The organism is Geobacillus sp. Sah69 (assembly GCF_001414205.1).
In the GTDB taxonomy this organism is placed as follows: domain Bacteria; phylum Bacillota; class Bacilli; order Bacillales; family Anoxybacillaceae; genus Geobacillus; species Geobacillus stearothermophilus.
In genome coordinates this window covers 50,891-69,499 of record NZ_LLKS01000031.1, presented here as the reverse complement: position 1 = coordinate 69,499, position 18,609 = coordinate 50,891, and the positions used below count along the sequence as shown (strand labels likewise).

Genomic DNA, 18,609 nt, shown 5'->3' with positions numbered 1-18,609 from the left:
TTATTGTGCAGTTGCTTTGTCGCGAATATGGACCATCGCCGTTTCCGCCGACGGTTGCCATTGGACTTGTTTAGGGTGGTTCCATTGAATGGGAACTTGATGTTCGCCGGTGTCAAGTCCACCGACATCGACATACAAACGAATATCGTCTTTTGTCAACCCGCGGACGACATCGGGCGGACCGACAAGGCGGACCGTAATTTTGCCTTCAAGCGGTTTGACAAATTCAGCTTTGTATGAATCCGGCAAGCCGACGACAGCGATCGGCACGTCTTTCCACGTTTGCGTGACGTCTTTTTCCACATCAATATGGACCTTGATTTTGTCTGGGTTGACGCTTTTTGCGCCATCAGGGAGCGGAGCGTCAAGTTCTACCGTCGCATCATCCGTAATATCGTCCAAATCAACGGTCAATCCTTCCAGCTTGTCAATATGGTTCAACACTTCCTTCGGTCCATAAATCGTCACTCGATCCGGCTCCGGCGTGATGCTGACAAGATGCACACCATCCGGCAACTCCCCAGTTGTTCGCACTTGAACCGGCACCGTCTTGCTCGGGCTTTTCACCGGCACGGTTACTTCCACCGACGATGGCTCTGGCTCAATATCCAACTCATTTCCCCGTCGATCGTACACCCGAACGCGCGCTTCTCTCGTCAGCGTTTCCGTCGCCCCATCTAAGTCGACGATGGCTTTGACAAACGCAATCTCGTCGATTAGTTCCTTCGCCCCGGTAATCGTCACGGCATCTGGTTTCACAGTCGGTTCTCCAACGGAATAGCCATCCGGCATTTTGTTTCGATTGAAAAATTCAACACCGACAGGAAACCGTTTCGACACTTTTTCACGAATCGTCACTTTGGCCGAGGAAGGCTGAATCGTCACTTTCAACTTGTCAGAGATGTCCCTGTATTTGATCGGCACCGTGTATGTCCCTAACGGCAATTCCGTTAAATCGACATACACCTCGAAATTTCGCTGCAGAGCCGTCGGTTTGACAATGCTGGCCGGCCCTTGGAGCGTAACGTTCACGTATTTCGGGACGCCAGATACGACCAAGTTGTCTTCATCATAGTAAGCGACCACCGGAATATCGATCAACGTTTCCGTATCTTCCTGGCCAAACGTGTTGCGCGTTTCACCGGTTTTCGCCCCGACATTGGCTGACATATACAGCATAATCGCCAGCAATAAGGAGACAACGCGAATAAACCAAGGATGGTCCATCAACTTATCCATGTTTCTTCCCCCTCCATTGCCAACGGGAAGAAGCGGGCGCCTTCGTCGCTGGAGCAAGTTCGCCGGTCAACAGCTCCCGAAACTCATCGATCGTTAAATCGCGGTGCAGCTCGCCGTTTTTCGTCAACGATACTGCTCCCGTCTCTTCCGACACGACGACGGTGACGCTGTCCGTCACTTCGCTGATGCCGAGCGCCGCCCGATGGCGTGTTCCGAGCTCTTTCGAAATAAACGGACTTTCCGATAATGGTAAATAACAGGCCGCCGCAGCGATTTGGTTTTTTTGAATAATGACCGCCCCGTCATGAAGCGGCGTGTTCGGAATGAAAATATTAATGAGCAGTTCCGACGACACATGAGCGTTTAACATAATGCCGGTTTCGATATAATCGTTCATTCCGGTTTCCCGCTCAATGGAAATCAGCGCGCCGATGCGTCGCTTCGCCATATACTCGGTCGCTTTGACAATGGCTTCCACCATTCGCATCCGCTCTTCATCTTCATTGACCGTATTGCGGGTGAACAGCCGTCCGCGGCCGAGCTGCTCCAGGGCGCGCCGCAATTCTGGTTGGAAAATGATGATGATCGCGAGAAATCCCCAAATGATCGCCTGATCCATCAGCCATTGCAACGTCGTCAATCCGAGGTAATTGCTCACGAAACGAACCAAAATAATTAAAAAAATGCCTTTTAACAGCTGAATGGCCTTCGTCCCGCGAATCATCATGATCAACTTGTAAATCACATACCAAACGACAAGGATATCAACCACTTTTAACAAATATGACACGATGGGGAGCTCTCCGAAGGACATCTTCACACTTCCTTTATCTCTAATTCCAATCTGTTGATGGCCACGGAAAAAGCCATCGAACGATGGCTGCCATCATTCAATCGATTGGAGCGCACGATTGAACCTTTCTTTAATATTATACCAAATCCATTCAAACACTTGATTAATTTCCTCCACTTCCCCTGTCACTTGCCCGGCGGACGCCATATATTTCTTTCCATGGATCACAGTCACGTCCCCATCAACCGTTCCTTCAATCCGAATCGAGCCATTGCGGACGACAATATCCCCTTTGACCGTTTCTCCTTTCGGCACGATGACAGTATGATCGCGGATGATGACATGTTCATCAGCTGAGACGGAAAACGCGCCTCTTTCCCCCCATGAAGAAGCTAAGCTGCCGAAAGTGAGCGCTAAAAACAACGAGGCAGCCGTAAGCAGCGGGTGGCGATGCAGGAAGCGGCGCAGCCGCGCGGTCTTTCTCTCTTTCGGCATCGCCTCCATAACCTTGGCTGCAAACGACGACGGCGGCGCAACGTGGGCGGCATATTGGAGGAAAGCAACCGTCTTTTTCAGCTCGTGAAAATGGGCAGCGCACGCAGCGCACGAACGCAAATGTTCTTTCAGCTGCTGCTCTCCTTCTGGCTGGAGATCTCCATCAAAATAGCTGTGCATGAGCAACACGATTTCTTTCGGACATTCCATAGTCTCCCACCCTCTTATAAATGACCCAATTGCCTGCGCAACGCTTCGCGGCCGCGATGCAGCCGCGTTTTCACCGTGCCGACCGGCAACCCTAAAATCTCGCTGATTTCTTGCAACGACAAATCTTCCATATATTTCAACACGATCACGCTCCGGTATTTTTCCGGCAACTGCTCAATCGCTCGCTGCACCGTCTCTTGCAGCTCCAGGCTTTCCACTGCCTCCTCCGGGGATGTTTCGAGGGAAGGAAGCTGAGCCTGCATCGTCAACCCGTCCGTGCCTCCGACCTCTTCATCTAAATACACGTCCGGCTTCCGTTTCCGCAATTTATCGATCGTCAAGTTCGTCGCGATCCGGTACAGCCAAGTGGAAAACTTCATTTCAGGATTGTACGTATCAATATGGATGTAGGCGCGGATGAACGCCTCCTGCGCCGCATCTTCCGCCTCATGCCGATTGCCCAACATTCGATAGCAAAGGCGGTAAATCTTGTCCTTATACAAATCGACAAGATCCGCGTATGCGTTTTGATCCCCTTTTTGGATCGCCTTAATTCTCTTTTTAATAAATAGATCCATAAAATACAATACCCCCGCCTCACGGCTTACTGTATATTACGGCGCTCGATCAAGAAAAGTTTCATGCAACATATTTATTGTATCATACAACTGAAAAAGAGGAGACACCAAACAAATGGCAGCCCCTCTTTCACAAACAGCGGGAACAAATCATCATCATATCCGTAAATCCCGCAACCAACCCTCTTTGCTCACATGCATTAAATGAGTTTTTCACCAAACAACGACCCCATCAGCGCTACAGCCACTGATGCTGTTTTGTTCCGCTCATCCAAGATCGGGTTCACTTCGACAAATTCCGCTGAAGTGATGATTTGTGCTTCGGCCAGCATCTCCATCGCCAAATGGCTTTCGCGGTATGTCAATCCTCCAATGACAGGCGTTCCGACTCCTGGTGCGTCGCTTGGGTCAAGGCCATCCAAGTCAAGCGACAAATGAACGCCATCCGTTCGTTCTTTTAAATAGGTGATCGTTTCTTCCATCACCCTTGTCATTCCGAGCCGATCAACCTCATGCATCGTGTAAATTTTGATTCCTTTTTCGCGAATAAACTTCTTCTCCCCTTCATCAAGGGAACGGACGCCGATCAACACGACATGTTCCGGCTTGATTTTGGGGCTGTATCCGCCGATTTGCGTCAGCGCCGGATGGCCAAACCCGAGGCTCGCCGCCAGCGGCATGCCATGAATGTTTCCAGACGGCGACGTTTCCTCGGTGTTGACGTCGCCGTGCGCGTCATACCAGATCACTCCAAGCCGCTCATAATGTTTCGCCACCCCGGCAAGCGTGCCAATGGCGATGCTATGGTCGCCGCCCAGCACAAGTGGGAAGCGCCCCCGCTGAACGACTTGGTCAACCGCCGCCGCGAGTTTCTCATTCGCATCCGCAACCGCTTTCAAATTGCGCAACCGTGAATCTCCTTGCTCGTGCAACCGCTCTGCTTTCCCAATTGGAATATCTCCCAAATCTTCAATATCGTAATGAAGACGTTCCAGACGTTCGATGATGCCTGCATAACGCATTGCGCTCGGCCCCATATCAACGCCGCGGCGTGTCTGCCCTAAATCCATCGGAACCCCGATAATTGAAATTGGCTTCATGCTGTCTCCCACTCCTTTCGTTACGTCTTTATTGTAGAGGAAAGAAAGGGGATGACTCAACTTGACAAAATTTTGAATATTTATACCGATATAACAAAAAAGAGCAGACTGCTTGTGGTTGTCAAGCAGTCTGCTCTTGATGGAGCCTATCGGGATCGAACCGATGACCTCCTGCGTGCAAAGCAGGCGCTCTCCCAGCTGAGCTAAGGCCCCGCCCAAGCGGAAGACGGGACTCGAACCCGCGACCCCCACCTTGGCAAGGTGGTGTTCTACCACTGAACTACTTCCGCGCTATGGTGAGCCATGGAGGACTCGAACCTCCGACCCTCTGATTAAAAGTCAGATGCTCTACCTACTGAGCTAATGGCTCATGGTTAGGTATACACTCACAGTGAACGATGCCCCTTCCTCTACAAGCTTATTCGAAGATGTCAGATGCGTCGGGACAACTCGTAGCCAACTCGATGATGCAACGCTCGTTGCTCTACCTACTGAGCTAATGGCTCATGGGTTCAATAACACTCCGAGACAACGATGCCCCTTCCTCTACTAGCATATTCGAAGATGTCAGATGCGTCGGGGCAACTCGAAGCCAACTCGATGATGTAACGCTCGTTGCTGAACTAATGACCCATAGCATGTAAATTTTATGTACAAAAAATAATGGCTGGGCTAGCTGGATTCGAACCAGCGCATCACGGAGTCAAAGTCCGTTGCCTTACCGCTTGGCTATAGCCCAACGCTGTGAAACGATTCGATATCCGGTAATTATTATGTCACTGTTGCCATGTGGCTATACATTTTCAAATCAACCGCCCTTCGAAGGGCGGTTGATTTGAACGAAAGTGACCCGTACGGGATTCGAACCCGTGTTACCGCCGTGAAAGGGCGGTGTCTTAACCACTTGACCAACGGGCCAGTGAGAAATGGAGCTTCCAACCGGGCTCGAACCGGTGACCTCTTCCTTACCATGGAAGTGCTCTACCTACTGAGCTATGGAAGCATAAAAATGGCTCCGCAAGTAGGATTCGAACCTACGACCTACCGGTTAACAGCCGGTTGCTCTACCGCTGAGCTATTGCGGAATGATGAATAAACTATATGTCATGCACATCTTCTCAATGTGCTTGTTGCCTCTTCCTCTGCCAGCCAATTCATAAGGAGTCAGATACATCGGGACAACTCAAAGTAAATTCAACGATGCTAAAGCTCGTCGCTGAGCTATTGCGAAGTGAATAACATTGCCTAGCAGCGACCTACTCTTGCAGGGGCGCTGGCCCCAACTACCATCGGCGCTGGAGGGCTTAACTTCCGTGTTCGGGATGGGAACGGGTGTTTCCCCTCCGCTATCACCACTAGGCAATGGATGATCGATTTGCTTTAGACAATAATTATTATATCCACCTTGCTTTATTTGTCAACAGGAAGTTCATTCCTTCAAAACTAGATAACCGTTTCAGGAAGAAGCCGGGGCGCTTTCACTTTTCATTGTCTAGCTCCGGCTCGCCGCCGCTCGCCTGCGCTTTTCGCTGTCTAGTTCCGGCCGCCATCGGCTCGCGACGCTTCGGTCCTGCTGCGGCGGGCTAAGCCCGCTCGCAGGCCCTCCAGCGCGCCTCGCCGATAAGCAGGCGGCCTCCACTTTTCTTGTTAGGTTAAGCCCTCGATCGATTAGTATCCGTCAGCTCCACGTGTCGCCACGCTTCCACCTCGGACCTATCGACCTCGTCATCTTCGAGGGATCTTACCCGCCTGACGCGGTGGGAAATCTCATCTTGAGGGGGGCTTCACGCTTAGATGCTTTCAGCGCTTATCCCGTCCGCACATAGCTACCCAGCGGTGCCCCTGGCGGGACAACTGGTACACCAGCGGTGCGTCCATCCCGGTCCTCTCGTACTAAGGACAGCTCCTCTCAAATTTCCTGCGCCCGCGACGGATAGGGACCGAACTGTCTCACGACGTTCTGAACCCAGCTCGCGTACCGCTTTAATGGGCGAACAGCCCAACCCTTGGGACCGACTACAGCCCCAGGATGCGATGAGCCGACATCGAGGTGCCAAACCTCCCCGTCGATGTGGACTCTTGGGGGAGATCAGCCTGTTATCCCCGGGGTAGCTTTTATCCGTTGAGCGATGGCCCTTCCATGCGGAACCACCGGATCACTAAGCCCGACTTTCGTCCCTGCTCGACCTGTCCGTCTCGCAGTCAAGCTCCCTTGTGCCTTTGCACTCTCCGAATGATTTCCAACCATTCTGAGGGAACCTTTGGGCGCCTCCGTTACCTTTTGGGAGGCGACCGCCCCAGTCAAACTGCCCGCCTGACACTGTCTCCCACCCCGCTAAGGGGTGCGGGTTAGAATTTCAATAYCGCCAGGGTGGTATCCCACCGCCGCCTCCACCGAAGCTGGCGCTCCGGCTTCCCAGGCTCCCACCTATCCTGTACAAGCGATACCAAAATTCCATATCAGGCTGCAGTAAAGCTCCACGGGGTCTTTCCGTCCTGTCGCGGGTAACCTGCATCTTCACAGGTAGTATAATTTCACCGGGTCTCTCGTTGAGACAGCGCCCAAGTCGTTACACCTTTCGTGCGGGTCGGAACTTACCCGACAAGGAATTTCGCTACCTTAGGACCGTTATAGTTACGGCCGCCGTTTACTGGGGCTTCGGTTCGCACCTTCGCTTCCGCTAAGCGCTCCCCTTAACCTTCCAGCACCGGGCAGGTGTCAGCCCCTATACGTCGCCTTTCGGCTTCGCAGAGACCTGTGTTTTTGATAAACAGTCGCTTGGGCCTTTTCACTGCGGCTCTTCAGGGCTCTTCACCCCAAAGAGCACCCCTTCTCCCGAAGTTACGGGGTCATTTTGCCGAGTTCCTTAACGAGAGTTCTCCCGCGCGCCTTAGGATTCTCTCCTCGCCTACCTGTGTCGGTTTGCGGTACGGGCACCTCTTCCCTCGCTAGAGGCTTTTCTTGGCAGTGTGAAATCGGGGACTTCCGGATCAATCCGTCGCCGTCACCGCTTGGCCTTATGATCCGCGGATTTGCCTGCGGATCAGCCTCACGGCTTGGACAGGCTCTTCCAGCCGCCTGCTCGCCCTATCCTCCTGCGTCCCCCCATCGCTCAAACGGGAAGGAGGTGGTACAGGAATCTCAACCTGTTGTCCATCACCTACGCCTTTCGGCCTCGGCTTAGGTCCCGACTAACCCTGAGCGGACGAACCTTCCTCAGGAACCCTTAGGCTTTCGGCGCAGAGGATTCTCACCTCTGTTTTCGCTACTCATACCGGCATTCTCACTTCTAAGCGCTCCACCAGTCCTTCCGGTCTGGCTTCAACGCCCTTAGAACGCTCCCCTACCGATGACCAACGGTCATCCCGCAGCTTCGGCGGCACGTTTAGCCCCGGTACATTTTCGGCGCAGAGTCACTCGACCAGTGAGCTATTACGCACTCTTTAAATGGTGGCTGCTTCTAAGCCAACATCCTGGTTGTCTTTGCAACTCCACATCCTTTTCCACTGAACGTGCACTTTGGGGCCTTAGCTGGCGATCTGGGCTGTTTCCCTCTCGACCACGGATCTTATCACTCGCAGTCTGACTCCCGGGCATAAGTCGTTGGCATTCGGAGTTTGACTGGGTTCGGTAACCCGATGAGGGCCCCTAGCCCAATCAGTGCTCTACCTCCAACACTCTCCATCCCGAGGCTAGCCCTAAAGCTATTTCGGGGAGAACCAGCTATCTCCAAGTTCGATTGGCATTTCACCCCTACCCACACCTCATCCCCGCACTTTTCAACGTGCGTGGGTTCGGGCCTCCAGCCGGTGTTACCCGGCCTTCACCCTGGACATGGGTAGATCACCTGGTTTCGGGTCGACGACGACGTACTTTTCGCCCTGTTCAGACTCGCTTTCGCTGCGGCTCCGCCTCTTCGGCTTAACCTCGCACGCCATCGTCACTCGCCGGTTCATTCTACAAAAGGCACGCCATCACGCATGAACGCGCTCTGACTACTTGTAGGCACACGGTTTCAGGTTCTCTTTCACTCCCCTTCCGGGGTGCTTTTCACCTTTCCCTCACGGTACTGGTGCACTATCGGTCACTAGGGAGTATTTAGCCTTGGGAGATGGTCCTCCCTGCTTCCGACGGGATTTCCCGTGTCCCGCCGTACTCAGGATCCGCTCGGGAGGGAACGAAGTTTCGACTACAGGGCTGTCACCTTCTCTGGCCGGCCGTTCCAGACCGGTTCGTCTACCCCGTTCCTTTCTCACTCCCACAATGAGCGGTCCTACAACCCCAAGAGGCAYGCCTCTTGGTTTGGGCTGTTCCCGTTTCGCTCGCCGCTACTCAGGGAATCGCGTTTGCTTTCTTCTCCTCCGGGTACTAAGATGTTTCAGTTCCCCGGGTGTGCCCTCCATGCCCTATGGATTCAGGCATGGATACTGCCCCATTACGGACAGTGGGTTCCCCCATTCGGACATCTCCGGATCAACGCTTGCTTACAGCTCCCCGGAGCGTTTCGGCGTTTGCCCCGTCCTTCATCGGCTCCTAGTGCCAAGGCATCCACCGTGCGCCCTTTCTAGCTTAACCTACAGCGCTCTCGGCTTCTTCCTTATTGTCTAGCGTCGGCTCGCCGCCGCTCGGGGGCAAATAACCTTCGCCTTCCGGGTGCAAGCACCCTTGCAGGCGAAGAACATTTGCCCATCGCGGCGACCCGCGAGCCTCCGCTTTTCCGGTTATCTAGTTTTCAAGGAACGAGACTACTTCTTGAATTTGCTTCTCTGCAGTCTTGCGTCGAGGAATCCAGCTTCTCTGAATTCACTTGTAGACGCAGACGCAAAGCAACTGAAGGAATTTCTCATTCCCTCAAAACTGAACGAAACGAAAGCGCTGTGTATCGACAGTTGGCCATTGCGGCCTCCACTTTTCGTCTTGTCTAGCTCCAGCGCCTGGCTCTCTTCTGCCAAATAACCTTCCCCCTCGGGGTGCCAGCACCCCTCCGGGTGAAGAACATTTGGYTTCGAGAGCCGAACGCGGCGCTTCCGCTTTTCGTCCTTAGAAAGGAGGTGATCCAGCCGCACCTTCCGGTACGGCTACCTTGTTACGACTTCACCCCAATCACTTGCCCCACCTTCGGCGGCTGGCTCCCTTGCGGGTTACCTCACCGACTTCGGGTGTTGCAAGCTCTCGTGGTGTGACGGGCGGTGTGTACAAGGCCCGGGAACGTATTCACCGCGGCATGCTGATCCGCGATTACTAGCGATTCCGGCTTCATGCAGGCGAGTTGCAGCCTGCAATCCGAACTGAGAGCGGCTTTTTGGGATTCGCTCCCCCTCGCGGGTTCGCAGCCCTTTGTACCGCCCATTGTAGCACGTGTGTAGCCCAGGTCATAAGGGGCATGATGATTTGACGTCATCCCCACCTTCCTCCGACTTGTCGCCGGCAGTCCCTCTAGAGTGCCCAACCGAATGCTGGCAACTAGAGGCGAGGGTTGCGCTCGTTGCGGGACTTAACCCAACATCTCACGACACGAGCTGACGACAACCATGCACCACCTGTCACCCTGTCCCCCCGAAGGGGGAACGCCCAATCTCTTGGGTTGTCAGGGGATGTCAAGACCTGGTAAGGTTCTTCGCGTTGCTTCGAATTAAACCACATGCTCCACCGCTTGTGCGGGCCCCCGTCAATTCCTTTGAGTTTCAGCCTTGCGGCCGTACTCCCCAGGCGGAGTGCTTATCGCGTTAGCTGCAGCACTAAAGGGTGTGACCCCTCTAACACTTAGCACTCATCGTTTACGGCGTGGACTACCAGGGTATCTAATCCTGTTTGCTCCCCACGCTTTCGCGCCTCAGCGTCAGGTGCAGGCCAGAGAGCCGCCTTCGCCACTGGTGTTCCTCCACATCTCTACGCATTTCACCGCTACACGTGGAATTCCGCTCTCCTCTCCTGCCCTCAAGTCCCCCAGTTTCCAATGACCCTCCACGGTTGAGCCGTGGGCTTTCACATCAGACTTAAGAGACCGCCTGCGCGCGCTTTACGCCCAATAATTCCGGACAACGCTCGCCCCCTACGTATTACCGCGGCTGCTGGCACGTAGTTAGCCGGGGCTTTCTCGTGAGGTACCGTCACCGCGCCGCCCTCTTCGAACGGCGCTCCTTCGTCCCTCACAACAGAGCTTTACGACCCGAAGGCCTTCTTCGCTCACGCGGCGTCGCTCCGTCAGGCTTTCGCCCATTGCGGAAGATTCCCTACTGCTGCCTCCCGTAGGAGTCTGGGCCGTGTCTCAGTCCCAGTGTGGCCGGTCACCCTCTCAGGCCGGCTACGCATCGTCGCCTTGGTGAGCCGTTACCTCACCAACTAGCTAATGCGCCGCGGGCCCATCCGCAAGTGACAGCCCAAAGGCCGCCTTTCAACCGAAGACCATGCGGTCTTCGGTGTTATCCGGTATTAGCTCCGGTTTCCCGGAGTTATCCCGGTCTTGCGGGCAGGTTGCCCACGTGTTACTCACCCGTCCGCCGCTGACCGAATCAAGGCAAGCCCCAATCCGGTCCGCTCGACTTGCATGTATTAGGCACGCCGCCAGCGTTCGTCCTGAGCCAGGATCAAACTCTCCAAAGAAAGTTGATTGGCTTTTGCTTCGGCCCATGCGGACCTCCGCTTTTCGTATTGTCCAGCTTCGGTCCGCCGCCGCTCGGGGGTCAAATAACCTTCGCCTTCCGGGCGCAAGCACCCTTGCAGGCGAAGAACATTTGCCCGTCGCGGCGACCCGCGGACCTCCGCTTTTCGTCGCGCTTCGTTTCGTTCAGTTTTCAAGGAACGATCGCACTGCTTGGATGCAAGGAATTTCACTTCCTCATCAACCCGTTGTCTCTCGCAAGCAGCTTCTTTATACTAACATAACATCTTTTCGTTGTCAACTGTTTTTCTTGCCCGTCGCGTCCGAACTGTTCGTTCTAGCAGCGACGCTATTTAATATATCACCTCAAAAACAAAAATGCAATACCTTTTTTTATTTTTTTTGCGACGCTGCTGCCCCCTTCTTCCTTTATATCATGTTGGAATACGGCGCCCGCTGCCTTGGCAACTTGTCCGCCTAAGACAGACGAATATGCGGAGCGGCGGGCGCATACATTTTCAATAATATATCTATCATCACTTACTTGATTTTTACTTTCTTGAAGGAGGCATCTTGGCGTTGATTCGCATCTTGTCATCTCCGTCCGGTTTTCACGTTTCCGGCTCGTCCTCGCTTCCGCCGAATGAACAGCGCATTTTGCACGCCCTTGTGTCTTCCCCTGAACTATATACGTATCCGAACGAACAGCAACTGCTGTTTGAAATCAAGCTTCGCAGCCAGATCGTTCAAGCCTCGGTGGACTTGGCGAAAAGCCGGGCGCAGTTTGCCATTTTCCGTTTTTCGCGCTGCAACAGCCAGTTCTGGCTGCGGGATGAGCGCGGGGGGTTTCAGCTTCGGCCAGACGTTCTTCCATCGGACGCCATCAATGATATTTTTGTCAACAGCGAACTGTACGCCTTTGAGTGCGCGACGGCGATCGTCATCGTTTTTTATAAAGCGGTGCTTGAAGGGATTGACGTGTCGGCGTTCAATCGTTTGTTTGCCCATTTGCTGCTGTATGACTGGCATACGGACAAAGACCTCGGTATCGAAACGAAAAAGGGAGAACACTTTCTCCCCGGGGACTGCCTTTATTTTAAAAACCCGGACGTTGATCCGCTGACGCCGCAATGGCAAGGGGAGAACACGATCTATTTGGGCGATGGCTTGTTTTACGGACACGGAATCGGCATCGAGACAGCGGACGGCATCATCGCCGCCCTCAACCGGAGGCGGAAGCAGTGGGCGACGAAATCCGCCTATCTTCTTCCTCATATTACACAAATGAACTTCGCTTATTTATCCCAATTCGCCCGCCGCTTCGACGAACTCCGCCTGCCGCTCGGCCGTCTGCCATGGATCGCCGGGACGTTAGGGTCCGCTACTTTCTTGTATCGTTAGCGGGCCTTTTTCGTTTTTCTCCCACAAATACAGCCCGATTCCTGTTAAAATAAAAATGCCGCCGATCCATTGAAACAGGCGGATCGGTTCATCGAGTAGCCAGTACGCCAACGCCGAAGCGCCGACCGGTTCAAACAAAATCGCCATCGACACCGTCGAGGCGCTCACCCATTTGACGGCCCAGTTCATCACCGAGTGGCCGAGCAGCGTTGGAATGACGGCAAGGGCGAGAAAACAAAGCCAATCCGTCAGCTGATACGCCGCCAGCGAAAGGCGAAACAGCATCGCGTACAGCCACAACACCGCCGCACTGATGCCATAGACGATATATGTATACGTCATGAGCGACAACCGTTGGCGCACTTCTTGGCCGAACAGCCAGTACGCCGTCACCATCGCGCACGCCACCAACGCCAACATGTCCCCATAGAGCGCTTCGCCGCTGACGCGAAAATCGCCCCAGCTAATCAAGACGCTTCCCGCAATCGCCAAAACAGCGCTTGCGAGCGCGCCCGCCGTCAGCCGCTCACGGAAAAAGAGCGCCCCGCCCGCAAAGGCGAACAGTGGCTGCAGCGTCACAAGCACGACCGAGCTGGCGACGGAAGTATAGTCGAGCGATTCAAACCAAAGAATAAAATGAAACGCAAGCAGCACGCCGGAACAAATCGAAAACCACCAGTCGCGTCGGGAAATACGCTTCAGTTCGCGGATATGGCGAAGAAAAAACGGCGTCATGATGACGACCGCGAAAAAAAGCCGGTAAAACGCGATAACGGCCGACGGCGCCTCCGACCATTTGACGAAAATGGCCGATGTCGACACAGCAAGCGCGCCGATCAATAACGCAGCATACGATTTCGCTACGCTTGGCGGCTTCATGTTTCCATCTCCTCACCAACATTTTTTTACATTCATTATACCATGAACGAGGTGAGAAAAAATGATGTTTGATCCGTTCCTCAAATTAGGGATTTCCGCCATCCTCGGGCTGATTATCGGGTTGGAACGGGAATTGAAGCGAAAACCGGTCGGCTTGAAAACGTGCCTTGTCATTTCCATTTCCAGTTGCCTGCTTACGATCGTTTCGATCGAATCGGCGTACGTCTTTCCTCTTAAAGACCATATCACAATGGACCCGCTCCGCCTTGCCGCGCAAATCGTATCCGGGGTTGGGTTCCTGGGAGCGGGCGTCATTTTGCGCCGCGGCAACGACAGCATTACCGGGCTGACGACCGCCGCGATCATTTGGGGGGCGGCAGGGATTGGCGTGGCGGTTGGCGCGGGCTTTTATTGGGAATCGGCGTTCGGTGTGGCGCTGCTCATTGTCAGCGTCGAACTCATTCCATTTTTAATCAACTTTTTCGGGCCGAAGCAGCTGCGCGAAAAAGAGGTGATGCTGCAAATTACGGTCGATGAGGCGAAAAACATCACCAAAGTGATTGACCATTTAAAACAGCAGCGCATCAATATTAAAACGATCCGCATTAAAGACGTTGAGGAACATGAGCATTTGCTGAAACTAAGAGCCGTCATTGACCAAAAGCGCTCGACCGCCGAGCTTTACTACATCATTCGCTCCATCGACGCCGTCGTCCATGTCGATATTGAAAGCGGCTGATGAAAAAAGGATTGCAAACAGCCGACAAACTATAATATAATGGAACATGGGCAGATGATCCATACCGTTTGGGGCATTAGCTCAGTTGGGAGAGCGTCGTGCTGGCAGCGCGAAGGTCACCGGTTCGAGCCCGGTATGCTCCATCCGTCAAACCCTTGCGTGGCAAGGGTTTTTTGTTTTCTGATTTCGCGGAGAGGGGATCACGATGAAGCGAATGATGATCATGATCGTTTGTTTGGTGCTGATGGCCCCGATATATGCAGCCGCCCATCGTGGCGAACTAGATGAATTGGGCGGACATTTTCGCAACAGCGACTGCACGTACTTGCTGCATGAACCGACTGCGCTCGCGAAACAGGCGAAAACGAAAGAAGAGCTTGTCCAACTTATTCAGAAATACAACGGCAATGAACGATGCAAGCGAAACCTCACTCCTGACCGCATTGACCTCGACGGCCATGCGCTCGGGGGAAAAGAGGGCGATGCTTCGCTGCGGCTGGGCCGGACATACAAAGCGGCATTGGTAGGGTGCGTGGACGGTGACACGGCCAAATTCCGTGTGAACGGCCATGTGTATACAACCCGCTTTTTGTTCATTGACACCCCGGAAAGCACGATCGAAGTCGAGCCATATGGAAAAGAAGCGAGCCAGTTCACGTGCTCCCGCCTGCAAAAAGGGGACATTGTGCTTGAAACAGACGGGAATACGTTGTTCGACAAATACCAGCGGCTGCTCTCCTGGGTGTGGGTGGACGGTCGCCTGTTGCAAGAGGAGATTGCCAAAGCGGGATTGGTGGAAGACTTTTATGACTATGGCGATTACAAATACGAAGACCGTGTCCGCGCCGCGTTGAACGAGGCAAAACGGACGGGGACGGGCATGTACGGAAGGGGAGCGGCGGATGAAAAGCCAACGCCAAACGGGGCGGACCATCCGCCTGATGGCAACACGCCGTCAAACGAGAAGCCCGCTGGCAGCCCGGCCGCCGATCAACCGTCTGCTTCCGATCAAGAGGCGGCGCCGAAAGACCGCGCGGGTCATCCCGTTGTTTATGCGTTGCTTGGTTTGCTGGCGGCGGCCGCGCTCTATTGGTTCGTCCGCCGGGGGACATGACCGGTGCGGGCGGATGATGGCAGCTCGAAACGCCCGGTTGCCCGCATCTTGACGCCCTGCCAATGAAACAGCCTGTCCGGTGCGGACAGGCTGTTTTGGTGCGGGCTGCAGGACAACCCGCTGCTATTGTTTCGGGAGCAGTTCTTCAATGCCGCCTTCGTGGGCGGCCGTTCGCCCGGACGCCGCCTCGAGCCGGCGGAATCCGTATTCCTCCAAGCGCGCAATTTGCCAGTCTGTGAGATCGGTGTACGCGATGACAGACGGCGTGCCGGACGATTTATAAATCAAATTGCCGGTCACCGGGCATTGAAAGGCGTCGGCGACAAATCCTTCGCCGTCTTGAATCGTAAACAGCCGAATCGGCATAACGTTCATGTCATTCCCTCTTTCTTGGCATTGTCATGATTATCCGTGCCCCATCGGACGCCATTCTATACAAGCCGTTTGCCGACGATGACCAAATCGCGTTCCACCCCATCCAGTTCCGCCACGCGCGGAAAATATCCCCACCGTTCAAATCCGAAGCGGGAGAAAAGCCGTAAACTTGGTTCATTATGCGCAAAAATAAAGCCGAGCAGCGTCTTTATTTCAAGCGCTGGCGCCTTGTCGACCGCTTGCTTCAGCAACTTCGTCCCCAATCCTTGACCGCGGTGCGATTCGGCAATATAAATGCTCACCTCCGCCGTATGGCGGTACGCCGGGCGGCCGTAAAACGATTGGAAACTGAGCCAGGCACAAATATCGCCGCCATCTTCCACCACCCAAAGCGGCCGATGGTGAGGATCATGCGCTTCAAACCACGCCTTTCGGCTTTCCACCGACACCGGTTCCAAATCCGCTGTCACCATTCGGCTTGGGATCGTTTCGTTGTAAATGCGGACGATGTGCGGCAAATCGGCCGCCGTCGCATCGCGGATCACCCATTGTTCCATCTGAAATCTCCCCTTTTCGATTTCTCTTTTGCGTCCAAAGCCGCTTTTTTTGCAGCGCATTTCGTTTCCAAAAACGAAACAAGCGGGGAGTATAATCAAAACGTATGTACAAACAAAGAAAGGAGAACAACATGAAACGCTAGCTTGTCGTCTATCTCGTCTCGCTTGCCGCCTTTCTCGGCCCGTTTACGCAGACGGTTTACACCCCTATTTTACCAGAAGTGACGGCCGCATTGGCGACTTCTTCATTTTGGATCAACTTGACGATTTCGATTTTCACCTTTTTCCTTGCGATGATGCAAATCATCTACGGACCGCTCACCGACCGAAAAGGGCGGCGTACAGTGCTGCTTTTTGGCCTTAGCGTATACATCGCCGCTTCGCAACGGCCAGCTTATTGTTTAATGAAAATCGAATGACGTTCCCCGCCCGTTCTCTCTCCTTTCGATATTTCCAGTCGTTGACCCATTAGTCATGACCATATGTTACCGACCGGACAGTCATATATCAAGAAATTAAAAAAACACCGGGGCAACCGCCGAACAGCGGGGCCAATAAAATAAGGTTACAGACATTTCGTCCGTAACCTTGCCGTTGCCAGCGAATTGGTTCGTCAGCGGTTTCTCGCCCGTCCTGCGGGTCATTCGCGCTCCTCAGTCAGCTCGGCGACCGGCACATCCAGGCGCTCATTGAGCCGGCCGTCGCGCAAATGGACGGTCGCCATTTGCCGTTCTTCGTCATACGCGTCGATCCAGACCGATACCCCGTTGTAATAGACCGGAATATCAGCGGGCGACGAAACGATTTGTTTGACGCGGTTCATCTCCATCGCCGCTTTCCCCCTTTCCGTCGTGCTCCGTTTCCTAGTATGCGAGGGAATAGGAATGATTATGCAAAAATGGTCCACACTAAAGGGAGAAAAATCCGAGAGAGGGAATGCGATGAAAACGAGGGATGTGTTGTTCGCATACTGGCGCTGGCCGGCCATCATCCGTTTGTTTGCCGCTGCGAGCGCCACGATTGTGCTGTTTGGCGCGCTCATGCGCCTCATTGAACCGGAGACGTTCCGCACCGTGTTTGACGGCATTTGGTGGGCGATTGTGACCGCGGCCACGATCGGCTACGGCGACATCGTGCCCAAAACAGTCGCTGGAAAGATAGCGGCCATCGTGCTCATCGCACTGGGCACCGGCATTCTCACCGGCTATTTCGCTTCCGTCTCCGCGGCGGCCGCCACCCAAGCAACGGCGCGCACAAGCGGGCGCTTTGAGTATCGGGACCAGGATCACGCCATCGTGGTCGGCTGGAACGAACGGGCGCGAGAAGTGCTGCTTCGCCTCGCCCGGCGCGAGCCGTCGCTCCGTTTTGTGCTGATCGACGCAACCGTGCCGTCCCACCCGCTCCCTGATGTTCCCGTTCATTTCATTAAAGGGTCGGCCGACGATGATGCGGTGTTGGAGAAGGCGAACATTCAAAAAGCGCGATTTTTGCTCATTACTGCGAATCCGCACAAAGCCGAGGCAGAAGCGGACAAAGACGCGATCGTGACGCTGCTGGCAGCCAAAAGCCTCAACCCGTCGGTGTACGCCATCGTCGAAATCTTAACGGCGCGCAACGTCGCAAACGCCTTCCGCGCCGGCGCCGACGAGGTGATTGAGACGAACTTGCTGGCGAGTTTCGCCATGGCCGCCAGCCTCCGCTCCCCGGGCGTCGCCAGCGCGCTTACGGCGATGCTCAGCCGCCCGGGCACGCAGACGCTCTCCTTGCTTGAGCCGGATGCCGAATGCATCGGACAGACGTTTCATGACGTGCAACAACGGCTGCTTGGGCGCCACATCACCGCGCTTGCCGTCGTCTGCGCCGACAACCGGACCGTTTCCGTTTCGCCGCAGCGCCTCATTGAAGAAGGAGACCGCCTGTTCGCGATCGTTCCTTAATCGAGCAGGCGGCGCTCCAACTCTTGAACGAGCGCTTTACCGACGGAAATATACCGCTCGGGAACGGTCGCATCCGGGTCTTGCGGTTCGGCAAACTGGTTGAACGTCGCCCCCACATTGCCCACATCGGCGAAATCATCAATTCCTTGTTGATATTTATGCGCAAGCAAAAACGGCCGCCCAAGCTCCACCGTCGTGCCATGCGAATCAAGCTGCCCGTCGACTGCCCGAAACGGCACGCGCAAAAACTGGTAACCTAAGTCGTCGGCGATTTTGTAGTCAAAATACCCGTGATCGTAATCCCAGCCGCCGCCGATCACATAACCGAGTGGTTTTAATTGCTCTTCCAAATGGTACAGCTGAAATTGCTTCCCTTCCAAACGCGACGGAAGTTCAATCATAGACAACCCCTCCTTCTTTTTTATCGTTTCCCGTTTGATGGGGATTATTTGACCGCGGCGACTTCAGACGCCTGGTGAAAAACGGCAGGGGGCGATATAGCCGCGCCCGGGCGCTAAGCAGCCAAATGGCTGGTTCACAACGGGGTCAGGCCAAAAAAAAACGCCTCTTCCCTCGCAAAAGGGAAGAGG

The 18,609-nt window shown here is 54.3% G+C and carries 15 protein-coding genes, 8 tRNA genes and 3 rRNA genes; 6 read left to right on the top strand and 20 right to left on the bottom strand.

The window, feature by feature from the left end; all coding sequences use genetic code 11:
- The 15 genes from AP057_RS06275 to AP057_RS06200 form a co-directional block, all read right to left on the bottom strand.
- A complete protein-coding gene (locus AP057_RS06275) occupies positions 1 to 1,239 on the bottom strand; it encodes a YbbR-like domain-containing protein (RefSeq protein WP_055358312.1) in 1,239 nt (412 codons plus the stop codon).
- Complete coding sequence (cdaA, locus tag AP057_RS06270) at positions 1,232 to 2,053, bottom strand: diadenylate cyclase CdaA (protein WP_033016924.1); 822 nt, start codon at positions 2,051 to 2,053, stop codon at positions 1,232 to 1,234. Before cdaA ends, AP057_RS06275 begins: the two co-directional genes overlap by 8 nt.
- 72 nt (positions 2,054 to 2,125) lie before the next feature.
- Positions 2,126 to 2,737 carry an anti-sigma-W factor RsiW gene (gene rsiW / locus AP057_RS06265; RefSeq protein ID WP_055358311.1) on the bottom strand — a complete coding sequence of 204 codons (612 nt, stop codon included), beginning with the start codon at positions 2,735 to 2,737 and terminating at the stop codon, positions 2,126 to 2,128.
- Positions 2,738 to 2,751: 14 nt separating this feature from the next.
- On the bottom strand, positions 2,752 to 3,315 hold the full coding sequence (gene sigW / locus AP057_RS06260; RefSeq protein ID WP_055358310.1) for an RNA polymerase sigma factor SigW: 564 nt from the start codon (positions 3,313 to 3,315) through the stop codon (positions 2,752 to 2,754).
- 200 nt (positions 3,316 to 3,515) lie between these two features.
- Positions 3,516 to 4,415, bottom strand: a complete 900-nt coding sequence (gene rocF, locus AP057_RS06255) for an arginase (RefSeq protein ID WP_055358309.1) — start codon at positions 4,413 to 4,415, stop codon at positions 3,516 to 3,518.
- A 140-nt stretch (positions 4,416 to 4,555) separates the two neighbouring features.
- A tRNA-Ala gene (locus AP057_RS06250) sits at positions 4,556 to 4,628 on the bottom strand.
- Positions 4,629 to 4,633: 5 nt separating this feature from the next.
- Positions 4,634 to 4,705, bottom strand: a tRNA-Gly gene (locus tag AP057_RS06245).
- Positions 4,706 to 4,709: 4 nt separating this feature from the next.
- A tRNA-Lys gene (locus AP057_RS06240) sits at positions 4,710 to 4,785 on the bottom strand.
- A 294-nt stretch (positions 4,786 to 5,079) separates the two neighbouring features.
- Positions 5,080 to 5,154, bottom strand: a tRNA-Gln gene (locus AP057_RS06235).
- A gap of 107 nt (positions 5,155 to 5,261) precedes the next feature.
- Positions 5,262 to 5,333, bottom strand: a tRNA-Glu gene (locus AP057_RS06230).
- Between the two features lie 9 nt (positions 5,334 to 5,342).
- Positions 5,343 to 5,418 (bottom strand) — tRNA-Thr (locus tag AP057_RS06225).
- 7 nt (positions 5,419 to 5,425) lie between these two features.
- Positions 5,426 to 5,500: transfer RNA gene (locus tag AP057_RS06220), tRNA-Asn, on the bottom strand.
- A gap of 158 nt (positions 5,501 to 5,658) precedes the next feature.
- Positions 5,659 to 5,775, bottom strand: a 5S ribosomal RNA gene (gene rrf / locus AP057_RS06215).
- A gap of 288 nt (positions 5,776 to 6,063) precedes the next feature.
- Positions 6,064 to 8,991 (bottom strand): 23S ribosomal RNA (locus AP057_RS06210).
- A 469-nt stretch (positions 8,992 to 9,460) separates the two neighbouring features.
- A 16S ribosomal RNA gene (locus AP057_RS06200) occupies positions 9,461 to 11,019 on the bottom strand.
- Together the 16S, 23S and 5S rRNA genes with 7 tRNA genes alongside form the textbook arrangement of a ribosomal RNA operon.
- 577 nt (positions 11,020 to 11,596) lie before the next feature.
- On the opposite strand from AP057_RS06200, the gene AP057_RS06195 reads away from it, so the two are divergent.
- On the top strand, positions 11,597 to 12,418 hold the full coding sequence (locus AP057_RS06195; RefSeq protein ID WP_055358327.1) for a protein-glutamine gamma-glutamyltransferase: 822 nt from the start codon (positions 11,597 to 11,599) through the stop codon (positions 12,416 to 12,418).
- Here AP057_RS06195 and AP057_RS06190 read toward each other — a convergent pair.
- Positions 12,389 to 13,297, bottom strand: coding sequence for a DMT family transporter (locus AP057_RS06190; protein ID WP_055358307.1), 909 nt, complete (start codon positions 13,295 to 13,297; stop codon positions 12,389 to 12,391). The two genes, AP057_RS06195 and AP057_RS06190, sit on opposite strands and share 30 nt — an antisense overlap.
- A gap of 61 nt (positions 13,298 to 13,358) precedes the next feature.
- Between AP057_RS06190 and AP057_RS06185 the strand changes: the two genes are divergently transcribed.
- The 3 genes from AP057_RS06185 (at position 13,359) to AP057_RS06175 (ending at position 15,150) form a co-directional block, all read left to right on the top strand.
- Positions 13,359 to 14,036, top strand: coding sequence for an MgtC/SapB family protein (locus AP057_RS06185; protein ID WP_033016277.1), 678 nt, complete (start codon positions 13,359 to 13,361; stop codon positions 14,034 to 14,036).
- 70 nt (positions 14,037 to 14,106) lie between these two features.
- A tRNA-Ala gene (locus tag AP057_RS06180) sits at positions 14,107 to 14,179 on the top strand.
- Positions 14,180 to 14,241: 62 nt separating this feature from the next.
- Complete coding sequence (locus AP057_RS06175; RefSeq protein ID WP_055358306.1) at positions 14,242 to 15,150, top strand: thermonuclease family protein; 909 nt, start codon at positions 14,242 to 14,244, stop codon at positions 15,148 to 15,150.
- 123 nt (positions 15,151 to 15,273) lie between these two features.
- Here the strand turns inward: AP057_RS06175 and AP057_RS06170 are convergent, their stop codons facing one another.
- Complete coding sequence (locus AP057_RS06170) at positions 15,274 to 15,525, bottom strand: hypothetical protein (RefSeq protein ID WP_033016279.1); 252 nt, start codon at positions 15,523 to 15,525, stop codon at positions 15,274 to 15,276.
- 56 nt (positions 15,526 to 15,581) lie between these two features.
- Positions 15,582 to 16,082 carry a GNAT family N-acetyltransferase gene (locus tag AP057_RS06165; protein WP_033010730.1) on the bottom strand — a complete coding sequence of 167 codons (501 nt, stop codon included), beginning with the start codon at positions 16,080 to 16,082 and terminating at the stop codon, positions 15,582 to 15,584.
- A 221-nt stretch (positions 16,083 to 16,303) separates the two neighbouring features.
- Here AP057_RS06165 and AP057_RS17815 point away from each other — a divergent pair, with 221 nt between their 5' ends.
- Positions 16,304 to 16,501: a hypothetical protein gene (locus AP057_RS17815; RefSeq protein WP_235468488.1), complete on the top strand. Its 198-nt coding sequence runs from the start codon at positions 16,304 to 16,306 to the stop codon at positions 16,499 to 16,501.
- A 221-nt stretch (positions 16,502 to 16,722) separates the two neighbouring features.
- Here AP057_RS17815 and AP057_RS06155 read toward each other — a convergent pair whose 3' ends face one another.
- On the bottom strand, positions 16,723 to 16,911 hold the full coding sequence (locus AP057_RS06155) for an H-type small acid-soluble spore protein (protein WP_033016280.1): 189 nt from the start codon (positions 16,909 to 16,911) through the stop codon (positions 16,723 to 16,725).
- Between the two features lie 112 nt (positions 16,912 to 17,023).
- Here AP057_RS06155 and AP057_RS06150 point away from each other — a divergent pair, with 112 nt between their 5' ends.
- A complete protein-coding gene (locus tag AP057_RS06150) occupies positions 17,024 to 18,019 on the top strand; it encodes a TrkA family potassium uptake protein (protein WP_033016281.1) in 996 nt (331 codons plus the stop codon).
- On the opposite strand, the gene AP057_RS06145 is transcribed toward AP057_RS06150, so the two are convergent.
- Positions 18,016 to 18,420, bottom strand: coding sequence for a YugN-like family protein (locus tag AP057_RS06145; protein WP_033016282.1), 405 nt, complete (start codon positions 18,418 to 18,420; stop codon positions 18,016 to 18,018). The genes AP057_RS06150 and AP057_RS06145 overlap by 4 nt on opposite strands.
- Between the last annotated feature and the right edge of the window lie 189 nt (positions 18,421 to 18,609).